Source organism: Spirillospora sp. NPDC049652, from assembly GCF_040675125.1.
Lineage (GTDB): Bacteria > Actinomycetota > Actinomycetes > Streptosporangiales > Streptosporangiaceae > Spirillospora.
The window spans coordinates 1-9503 of record NZ_JBFAOF010000207.1; the positions used below are offsets into that span (position 1 = coordinate 1).

9 protein-coding genes are annotated in these 9503 nt (G+C 73.0%); 4 read left to right on the forward strand and 5 right to left on the reverse strand.

Annotated elements, in window-relative coordinates; genetic code table 11:
- The 3 genes from AB0J52_RS16035 to AB0J52_RS16045 all read right to left on the reverse strand — a co-directional run.
- Positions 1-231: 2-oxoglutarate dehydrogenase E1 subunit family protein (locus AB0J52_RS16035; protein WP_500182345.1), on the reverse strand; the 231-nt coding region annotated here is incomplete at its 3' end.
- Between the two features lie 230 nt (positions 232-461).
- Entirely contained in the window at positions 462-1133 is a 672-nt protein-coding gene (locus tag AB0J52_RS16040) for an AIM24 family protein (RefSeq protein WP_500182346.1), read from the reverse strand.
- A gap of 153 nt (positions 1134-1286) precedes the next feature.
- A complete protein-coding gene (locus AB0J52_RS16045; protein WP_500182347.1) occupies positions 1287-2216 on the reverse strand; it encodes a glutathione S-transferase family protein in 930 nt (309 codons plus the stop codon).
- A 272-nt stretch (positions 2217-2488) separates the two neighbouring features.
- Between AB0J52_RS16045 and AB0J52_RS16050 the strand changes: the two genes are divergently transcribed.
- Entirely contained in the window at positions 2489-3148 is a 660-nt protein-coding gene (locus tag AB0J52_RS16050) for a DedA family protein (RefSeq protein WP_500182348.1), read from the forward strand.
- Positions 3149-3206: 58 nt separating this feature from the next.
- Here the strand turns inward: AB0J52_RS16050 and AB0J52_RS16055 are convergent, their stop codons facing one another.
- Positions 3207-4319 (reverse strand): NAD(P)H-dependent amine dehydrogenase family protein, encoded by a 1113-nt coding sequence (locus AB0J52_RS16055; protein ID WP_500182349.1) that lies wholly within the window; start codon positions 4317-4319, stop codon positions 3207-3209.
- Between the two features lie 242 nt (positions 4320-4561).
- On the opposite strand from AB0J52_RS16055, the gene AB0J52_RS16060 reads away from it, so the two are divergent.
- Both AB0J52_RS16060 and AB0J52_RS16065 read left to right on the forward strand, forming a co-directional pair.
- The gene (locus AB0J52_RS16060) at positions 4562-5464 is read left to right on the forward strand and encodes an SDR family oxidoreductase (protein ID WP_500182350.1); all 903 of its coding nucleotides are present in this window, start codon (positions 4562-4564) and stop codon (positions 5462-5464) included.
- A gap of 4 nt (positions 5465-5468) precedes the next feature.
- Entirely contained in the window at positions 5469-6266 is a 798-nt protein-coding gene (locus AB0J52_RS16065; protein WP_500182351.1) for an enoyl-CoA hydratase/isomerase family protein, read from the forward strand.
- A 54-nt stretch (positions 6267-6320) separates the two neighbouring features.
- On the opposite strand, the gene AB0J52_RS16070 is transcribed toward AB0J52_RS16065, so the two are convergent.
- On the reverse strand, positions 6321-7163 hold the full coding sequence (locus tag AB0J52_RS16070; protein WP_500182352.1) for a sirohydrochlorin chelatase: 843 nt from the start codon (positions 7161-7163) through the stop codon (positions 6321-6323).
- A gap of 286 nt (positions 7164-7449) precedes the next feature.
- Between AB0J52_RS16070 and AB0J52_RS16075 the strand changes: the two genes are divergently transcribed.
- Positions 7450-9503 (forward strand): sensor histidine kinase (locus AB0J52_RS16075; protein WP_500182353.1); only part of this gene is annotated, 2054 nt, incomplete at its 3' end.

Consider the following 9503-nt stretch of genomic DNA (forward strand, 5'->3'; position numbering starts at 1 on the left):
CGGCGTCGGCGGGGCGGCGGCCGCGCCGCCCGCGGCCGGGGCCGTGGTCACCGGGGGGTTCGCGGCCGGCCGGGAGCCCGGCTGGTAGTCCGCGAAGAAGTTCCACCACGCCTCGTCAACGGAATTGGGGTCTTCGAGGTACTTCTGGTACAGCTCGTCGACCAGCCATTCGTTGGCACCGAAGTCTGTGGTCTTGGGGTCGGCACTGGAATGCGCTGACTCTGTCGACACGGCGGAGATCGCCCTCTTCCGCAGCTCGCAGGTGAGTTCTGAGACGAGTCAAGGCTACTCGCACTTGGGCCCCCACCATGCCAGCGCCCGGCTACCCCCCACGGCCGAACCTCAAAACCGTAGATTTTGCCCAAATCTACGGTGCGGAATCGGCGACCCACGCCACACTCGCGGCCCCGGGAAGGCGCGAGTGTGGCGACCGTCTCACCGGAGCCGGGCTCCGGGGCGGATCAGTGGGTGTGCTCGGGGACCGTCGGGCCCTCGCTCGACTGGACGAGCACGAAGCCCTGGCCCTGGAAGGCGAGCTGCATGGCCTCGCCGCTGCCGCGGCCGATCAGCGCGGCGGCCTTGATGGTGCGGTTGACGCCGATCTGGAGGCTGGTGCTCCAGGCCACGGCCGCGTCGCCGTCGGCGAACGTGGGGGCCCGGCCCGCGTCCAGCATGACCGGGGCGCCGTGGGTGTGGACCGCGACCCAGCCGGTGCCGCCGATCGTGGTGTTGAACAGGCCGCCGGACATGACGCCCGCGCCCTGCACCCGCTTGATGTCGGTCTGCAGGTGGGCGTCGTAGGCCAGGATGTTCTTCCCGTTGACCGTGATCTGCTCGTTCTCCAGGTAGAACAGGTGGATGTCCTCGGCGTTGTGGGCGAGGAACAGCAGGCCCTGCCCCTTCGCCCGCATCAGCGGCGCGCCCTCGCCGGTCAGCGCCTTCTTGAGGAACTTCCCGACGCCGCCCGCGCCCTGGTACTCGAAGTCCATCTGGCCCTGGAAGGCGACCATGGCGCCCTGCCGGGCGATGACGTCTCCGTTGAGGTGGACGCGGAGCATCTTGGCGTTCTGGAGCGCGAAGTGGCCGGGGACGGGCTCGCCCTGGTCCATGTTGTTGAAGAAGGGGCTGCGCATTTTCTGAGGGAGACCTTTCGAGCCTGTTCGGATGGCCGACGCCGCGGGCTGCGTCCCGGAAGGCGGGACAGGATAGTGGTCGAACCTGAACGGTCCCTGAACGCGACTCTTTGGCGATGGAGCAACCGATGGAATGAAATCGGGGTGAAGCGCTCAGGAAGGGCCGAGTCGGGCACGGTCGTGCGGGGCTGTCCAGTCAACGTCCGGGCCCTTCGGAACGATCCCGGACGGATTGATGAACTTGTGCGTCACGTAGTAGTGCCGCTTGATCTGGCCGAAGTCGGTCGTCTCGCGGAACTCGGGCCGGGAGTAGAGGTCGCGGGCGTAGCCCCACAGGTTCGGGTAGTCGACGATCCGCCGCAGGTTGCACTTGAAGTGGTCGTGGTAGACGGCGTCGAAGCGGGCGAGGGTCGGGTAGAGGCGGACGTCGGCCTCGGTGATCCGGTCCCCGAGCAGGTAGCGGCGGCCGGCCAGCCGCTCCTCCAGGCGGTCGAGGGTGGCGAACAGGGCGTCCACCGCCTCCTCGTAGACCTCCTGCTCCGTGGCCATCCCGGCCTTGTAGACGCCGTTGTTGACGGTCGCGTAGACGAGGTCGTTCAGCTCGTCGATCTCCGGGCGCAGCTTCTCGGGGTAGAGGTCCGGGGCGCCCGGCCGGTGGAACGCGGTGAACTCGGTCTCGAACATCGTCGTGATGTTCGGGAAGTCGTTGGTGACCAGGCGTCCCGTCACGGTGTCCCAGACGCAGGGGACGGTGTACCGGCGGCCGGTGTAGCCGGGGTCGCTGGCCAGGTAGAGCTCGGACAGGAAGGTCGCGCCGGTCACCGGGTCCGGCTCGGGGAAGCGCCAGCCGCGCTCGTCCCGGATCGGGTCCACCACGCCGAGCGAGACCACGTCCTCCAGGCCGAGCAGCCGCCGGACGATCATGCTCCGGTGCGCCCACGGGCAGGCGTAGGACACCAGCAGCCGGTACCGGCCGGCCTCGGCGGGGTACGGGCCCGACCCGTCCGCCGTGATCCGGTCGGTGAACCGGTTCGGCTGCCGGACGAACCGGCCGCCCTTCATCTCCTTGGGGGTGTCCGTCATCTGCGCGGCCCCCGCGTCACCCGCGGCCGTGGCCGCCGGTGCCGTGGTCGCCGGTGCCGTGGTCTCTGTCGCCGTGTTCCCTGCGGCGGCCGGGCCGGCCGCTCTCTCCTGCGCGGTCATGTCCGCGGTCCTCTCGTGGACGGATAATCCCGGACCCCTCCAAAGTAGGGCCTTCCCTGCGACTTCAGAGGGATCCGCCCGGCCCCGGCCGCTGGCTACCATGACGCCGTAACGCCCCGCGAACCGCGCGGGGCTCTTCGGCGGGGGACGGGATGCTCGAGAACTTCAGCGCCTTGACGGACGGCCTGCCGCCCGCGCTCATCTACCTGATGATCGCGGCGCTGGTGTTCGCCGAGGCGGCGCTGTTCTTCGGTTTCGTCCTGCCGGGCGAGACCGCGATCGTGGTCGGCGGCATCCTGGCCAGCCAGCACCGGCTGTCGCTGCCGCTGCTGCTGGTGATCGCGGTGGTCGCCGCGGTGACCGGCGACTCGGTCGGCTACGAGATCGGCCGCAAGCTCGGGCCGCGGCTGCTCACGACCAGGGTCATGGTCCGGCACGAGAGCAAGGTCGCCAAGACCCAGGACATGATCCGCAGGCGCGGCGGCCTCGCGGTGTTCATCGGCCGCTTCACCGCGCTGCTGCGCGCGCTGATGCCCGCGCTCGTCGGCATGTCGAAGATGCCGTATCCGAAGTTCCTGCTGTTCAACTTCATCGGCGGCGTCGTCTGGGTCTGCACGTTCACGCTCGGCGGCTACTTCGCCGGGACGGCGTTCGAGCACGTCGCCAAGCTGGCCGGGCAGGGCCTGGCGATCGGTATCGCGGTGATCGCGGTCGTCGCCCTGGTGGTCTGGCACTTCCGCAAGAAGAAGCGGGAGGAGGCCGAGGAGGCCGCCGCCCGCCAGGAGCACGAGCAGGAGACCGTCCAGGGCTGACCGCCCGGTTCCGCTCGCTGACCGCCCGGTTCCGCGCGCCGGCGGCGCCCGCTCCCGGTCAGGGGCGGGCGTCCGCCATGTGGTGGACGGAGGCGCGGCCGAGGACGGGCGGCAGGTCCAGGAAGGTCCGGACGCCGGCCGGCGCGGCGCACACGACCGGGACGGCGTTCACCGCGTGCGCGGCCGCGGCGGCGATGCCGTTGGTGACCCAGTCCTCCCCGGTGGTGAGGGTGATCGACGGACGGCCCTCGACCCGCACCGAGTAGCCCGGCCGGCCCCACTCGGGCGCGACGGCCGGGCCCGCCTTGTAGACGGTCTCCAGCCCGATGGCCGGGCGCCCGCCGACCATCGCGCTGAACGTCCAGCGGACGGCCGCGACCGTGCCCGCGCGGACGGTCCCGGCGGCGACCCCGATGTCCTCGGTGGTGAGCCGGTAGGCGACGTCGGTGTCCACCTCGGGCGGGGCGAGTCCGAGCCCGGCGGCGACCAGGTGCAGGCTCTCGCCGAAGTGGGTGCGCATGACCGGGCGGGCGTGCCGCAGGAAGGCGCCGAACTCCTCCTCGGTGCGGCCGAGGCCGACCAGGTGGCGCAGCATCCGCGGCGAGGGGTGCCCCGAGAAGTCCGAGCACTCGCGCGCGAACACGTGCGTGACCTGCCGCGACAGCCGGGACAGCAGCAGGGGCATCATGTCCGACATGAAGCCCGGGTTGACGCCGCAGCCGTGCAGGGACGTCCCGCCGCGCGCGCACGACTCCTCCAGGGCCGCCATGAGCTCCGGGCCGTGCGCCGGCGGGTAGACGTAGCCGGTCGTCGCGACGACGTTCTTCCCCGAGGCCAGCAGCGCGTGGACGGTGTCCAGGTCGGCGAACGGCGCGCCGCCGGGGGCCGGGGCGTAGACCACGCAGTCGGCGTCCAGGTCGAGCAGGGCCTCGGTGGACAGGGTGGCGGCGATCCCGGTGGCGCCGCGTCCGGCGAGGGCGCCCGCGTCGATGCCGTCCTTGGCGGGGTCGAACACCCGCACCCCGGCGAGCTCCAGGTCCGGCCGCTCCAGGACGGCCCGGATAGCGCTCCGGCCGAGCGCGCCGGTCGCCCACTGGATGACGCGGAGCGGACGGTCGCCGGGGCGCGCGGCGGGGCGCGCGGCGGGGCGCTCGCCGGGAAGGTCGGTCATTGCTGTCCTCCGTGCTCGCCGGACGGGGGTGGTTTCGGGGGAAAGCCGGTGATCCGGAGCAGAGGAGACTACGCGGGATGCCCCGTGACGTGGGCTGGTTGGCGAGATTTCCCCGTCGCGTCCCGCGCGTGCCGGGGAAGGCGGGGACCCCGAAGCCGAGCGGGATTCGGTCGGATGGTATCCAGTAACCGCCCAGAGTGATTACCTGGGAGTAGCAGCCGCCGCGAGGTGAGGAGAACCGGATGACGGAACTGCGCTATGACGGGCGCGTCGCGATCGTGACGGGCGCCGGGCACGGGCTGGGCCGGCAGCACGCGCTGGAGCTGGCCGCGCGCGGCGCCAAGGTCGTGGTCAACGACCTGGGCGGGGACCGCTCGGGCGTCGGCGCGTCCGCGGGCCCGGCGCAGGAGGTCGTGGACGAGATCACCAAGAACGGCGGCGAGGCCGTCGCGAGCCCCGACAACGTCGCGACGCCGGAGGGCGCGGAGGCCATCGTCACGGCGGCCCTCGACGCCTTCGGCAAGATCGACATCGTCGTGAACAACGCGGGCATCCTGCGCGACAGGTCGTTCAAGAACATGGCGGTCGAGGAGTGGGACGCGGTCATCGCCGTCCACCTGCGCGGCTCGTTCCTGGTCACCAAGGCCGCCTGGCCGCACCTGCGCGAGAACGGCCACGGCCGGATCGTGAACACCTCGTCCCCGGCGGGCCTGTTCGGCAACTTCGGCCAGGCGAACTACTCCACCGCCAAGATGGGCCTGGTCGGCTTCACCAAGACGCTCGCGCACGAGGGCGCCAAGTACGACATCAAGGCCAACGCCATCGCCCCGGTCGCGTGGACCCGCATGACCGAGGACCTGCTCCCCGCCGACTTCGCCGACCGGCTCGGCGTCGACAAGGTGACCCCGCTCGTCGCCTACCTCGCGCACGAGTCCAACCCCGACTCGGGCGAGGTCTACACCGTCGGCGGCGGCCGGATCGCGAAGATCCTGGTGGCCGAGGGGCCCGGCTGGGGCACCTCGGACGAGCTGACCGTGGAGACCGTCCGGGACAACTGGGCGGCGATCAACGCCGCCGAGCCGCACATCGTCCCGCGCAACGTCGGCGAGCAGATGGGACCGCTGATCCAGCAGCTCGGCTCCTGACCCGATGGGCTCGCTGAGCCTCGACCGGCGGGACGGGGTGCTCACCGTCGCCCTGTCCCGCCCGGAGCGGCTGAACGCGGTCACCGCCGAGCTCACCGAGGAGCTGCTGGACGTCCTCAACGGGCTCATGGGCGACGCGCGCACCCGCGTGGTCGTCCTGACCGGCGAGGGCCGCGGCTTCTGCTCCGGCATGGACCTCCAGGGCGGCGAGCGGGATGGTCCGGCCGCCGAGGGACGCGTCCAGCGGCTCTACCGGGGCATCGCGCGCGGCGGCGAGGTCACCGCGCGGCTGCGCGAGATCCCGCAGCCGGTGGTCGCGGCCCTGCACGGCCCCGTCGCGGGCATGGGCGTCTCCTGGGCGCTCGCCTGCGACCTGCGCGTCGCCGACCCGACGACGCGGTTCGTCGTCCCGTTCACCGACCTCGGCCTGTCCGCGGGCGACTGCGGCCTGTCCTGGCTGCTGCCGCGCCTGGTCGGGCCGGCCAAGGCCGCCGAGCTCGCCTACCTCGCCGAGCGCTTCGACCTGGACGCCGCCGACGGCCTCGGCCTGATCACCCGGCGCTCCGCCGAAGGCGAGGACCTCGCCGACGCCCACGCGCTGGCCGACCGCCTGCTCGCCAAGTCCCCCTACGGCCTGCGCCGCACCAAGGAACTCCTGAACGCCTCCCTGGACGCCCCCGGCCTGCGCACCCACCTGCTGACCGAGACCAGCGTCCAGACCCTCGCCTTCTTCACCAAGGACCTGGTCGAAGGCATGACGGCCACCCTGGAGAAGCGCCCGCCCGACTTCAAGAACCAGTGAGCGAAACGAAGATGCCGATGTCCGTGGACATCGGCATCTTCGTTTCGTGCTTCCTCAACGCAGAGCTGCCGCGAGAGCCTCTGCGTAGCGCAGGGCGGCGAGGCGGGCGAGGGCCGGGTGGGCGCCGAGGGGGGCGGCGGCCGTGCCGCCGACGGCGGCCGCGGCGCGGGTGATGCGGTCGGGGGAGACCTCGGGGCCGATCAGGTGCGGCGCGAGCGCCACGGTGCGGACGCCGGAGGCGCGCAGCTGGTCGGCGGCGCCGCGCAGGGCGGCCTCGTCGTCCAGGGACGCGGTGAAGACCGGGCAGGCGAGCCGGGACGCCAGCAGCACGCTGGTGATCTCGGCCTGCCGGACCGCGGCCTGGTCGCCGGGCGGGGCCACCACGACGCCGCCGGCCTCGGTGACCATGGTCATCATCCGGATCCGGTCGGCGCGGGCGAGGCCGGACTCGGCGAGCCGGTCGTGCAGCGCCTCGGCGATCAGCGGGTGCGGGCCGAGCGGGTCGGCGGCCACCACCGGGACCGGCGCGGTCGCGACGGCCGCGGCCACCACGCTCATGATCGCCGGATCCGGTCCGGTGACCAGCGGGACCACCACCGCGGCGGGCTCGTCCGGACGCGCCGGGGCGAGCCGGGACAGCACCGCGCCGAGGCCGTCCGGGCCGCCGCCCAGACTCGCGACCACGGCGGGCTGGCCGGTGTTCTCCAGCTCGACCGCGCGGGCGAGGTCGCCCGCCATCGCCCCGGCCTGCCCGCTCGCCGGTCCCGGTACGGCCAGGACGAGCGCGGGCGAGCCCGGCGGCAGAAGGAAGGATTCGTCTCCGCGGTGCCGTCCTCCGCGCAGGGCGCGGGAACGACGCGACGGAAGTGCCTCGGATGCCTGGCTTTCGGGAGTCACGGCGGGAATCGTAACGCCGTCGGTTGCGCACCGGAACTCACGGTGTCCGCGCGGGGGGCGTTCGGCGGGGTGCGGCGGCCCCCGCCGTGACCCGGACAACGCCCTCGACAACGGCGGTCCGGTGGGGTGGACAACAGGCCGGTCACGAACAGATCGCGGACGGGGCGGCGCGTCGTGATCGCGGCATAGTAGGCTCCGCAGACCCCCGCACAATACGCATCGGGAGGTAATCCCGCAGATGTCGTCTAAACGACGGCGGTTCTCCTCGATTCGGACGAGGATCGCCGTGCTGGCCCTGGTGCCGCTCGTGTCCCTGGTCGCCCTCTGGGCGTTCGTCACGACGGTCCTCTTCGGCAATGCCAACAGCCTGCTGCAAGGGGGCAAGTTCCAGGACAAGGTGCTGCTGCCCTCGCAGCGGCTGCTCGTGGAACTCCAGAAGGAGCGCCGCCTCACCCAGGTCTACATCGGCTCGCACGGGACGCGCTTCAAGGTCGACCTGTCGTCGCAGCGCGACCACACCGACGCCGCCGCCGCGGTCGTCCGCGACGGCGTGCGCGACAAGGCGCTGCGCGGCACCGTCGGCGCCGAGGAACTGCGGGCGATGGACGCGCTGGTCGCCAGGGCCCGCAACCTCCCGGCCGTCCGGCACGCCGTGGACAGCGGCGGCCTGCAGCGCGCGGGCGCGCTCACCGAGTACAACGCGATCGTCGACGCGGGGTTCTCCGTCTACAACAACGGCACCCCGAGCGGGGACGGCACGCTCGCCGTGGACGCCCGCACGCTCACCGCGCTCGCCCGCGCCCACGAGTACCTGTCCCGCGAGGACGCGCTGCTCGCCGGGGGACTGGCCGCCGGCCGCGTCACCGTCGCCGAGCGCGGCGAGTTCGCCCGGCTGAGCGGCGCCCAGCGCACCCTGTACGCCGACACCGCCCCGATGCTGACGCGCGAGGACCGCGTCGAGTGGTCCCAGATCGAGCAGTCGCCGGTGATGACGCAGCTGCGCGAGATGGAGGACCACGTCGTCCAGAACATCTCGCCGTCGGAGCGGCGGCTGCGCCGCGGCGCGCCGCCGGTCGACGACGACGCCTGGCGGTCCGCCTCCGAGATCATGCGGGACCGGCTGTACAAGTTCGAGAACCAGGTCCTGGAGCACATCATCCGGGACGCGCGCGGCGTCGGCATGGACGTGTTCTTCCAGCTCGGCGTCGCCGGCGGGCTCGGCCTCGTCGCGGTCATCGCCTCGTCGGTGATCGCCTGGCGGGTCGCCCGGCGGCTGGTCGAGGAGTGCCGCCGGCTGGCGTCCCAGGTGGGCGACTTCGCGCGCAACCGGCTCCCGGTGCTCGCCGACGCCGCCCGGCACGGCAAGCCGTTCGACCTCGCCGACGCCCTCGGCGGGGAGGAGAACCGCGACTACCGGATCCTGGAGATCCGGCGCATCTCGCGCGCGTTCGTCCGCACCCGCGACGCCGTCCTCACGGCCGCGGCGGGCGAGCTGGCCGCGCGGCGCGGCGTCAACGAGGTGTTCGTGAACCTCGCCCGCCGCAACCAGGCGCTGCTGCACCGGCAGCTCGGCCTGCTCGACACGCTCGAGCGGCGCACCGAGGACCCGGCCGAGCTCGCCGACCTGTTCAAGCTCGACCACCTCGCCACCCGCATGCGGCGGCACGCCGAGGGCCTGGTGATCCTCGCGGGCAAGCACGCGGGCCGCGGCTGGCGCAACCCCGTCCCGCTGGTGGACGTGGTGCGCGGCGCGGTCGCCGAGGTGGAGGACTACCCGCGGGTCCGGGTGCAGCCGCTGCCCCGGCTGTCGGTGGTCGGCTCGGCCGTCACCGACGTGGTGCACCTGCTCGCCGAGATCGTGGAGAACGCCACCGCGTTCTCCCCGCCCGGCGCGCCCGTGCTGGTCAGCGGCCACCGGGTCGGGCACGGCCTGGCCGTCGAGGTGGAGGACCGCGGCCTCGGCATGGACGAGGAGGCGCTCGCCGACGCCAACGCCCGGCTCTCCTCGCCGCCCGACTTCGACCCCGCCGACAGCGCCCGGCTCGGCCTGGCGATCGTCGGGCGGCTCGCCGCCCGGCACGACGTCAAGGTCACGCTGCGGCCGTCCCCGTACGGCGGCACCACGGCGATCGCGCTGCTGCCCGAGGCGCTGCTGGTGGACAACCCCGAGCCGGTCGCGGTCGGACGCCGCTCCACCGGCTCGATGTCCCCGGCCCCGCTGGCGGACGCCACGGTGTCCGCCAACGGCCGCGTCGCCGTCGCCTCGCCGGCCGCGCAGCCGGTCGTGCGGCTGGTCGCCGAGCCCGGGGCGGACGACGGCGCCGCCGGTTCGGGACGGAC

What these genes read in the sequence shown, in the direction of transcription:
- AB0J52_RS16065 (WP_500182351.1), top strand. Translation starts at nt 5,469, where the DNA reads ATGGGCTCGCTGAGCCTCGACCGGCGGGACGGGGTGCTCACCGTCGCC.
- AB0J52_RS16045 (WP_500182347.1), bottom strand. Translation starts at nt 2,216, where the DNA reads ATGACGGACACCCCCAAGGAGATGAAGGGCGGCCGGTTCGTCCGGCAG.
- AB0J52_RS16060 (WP_500182350.1), top strand. Translation starts at nt 4,562, where the DNA reads ATGACGGAACTGCGCTATGACGGGCGCGTCGCGATCGTGACGGGCGCC.
- AB0J52_RS16050 (WP_500182348.1), top strand. Translation starts at nt 2,489, where the DNA reads ATGCTCGAGAACTTCAGCGCCTTGACGGACGGCCTGCCGCCCGCGCTC.
- AB0J52_RS16040 (WP_500182346.1), bottom strand. Translation starts at nt 1,133, where the DNA reads ATGCGCAGCCCCTTCTTCAACAACATGGACCAGGGCGAGCCCGTCCCC.
- AB0J52_RS16055 (WP_500182349.1), bottom strand. Translation starts at nt 4,319, where the DNA reads ATGACCGACCTTCCCGGCGAGCGCCCCGCCGCGCGCCCCGCCGCGCGC.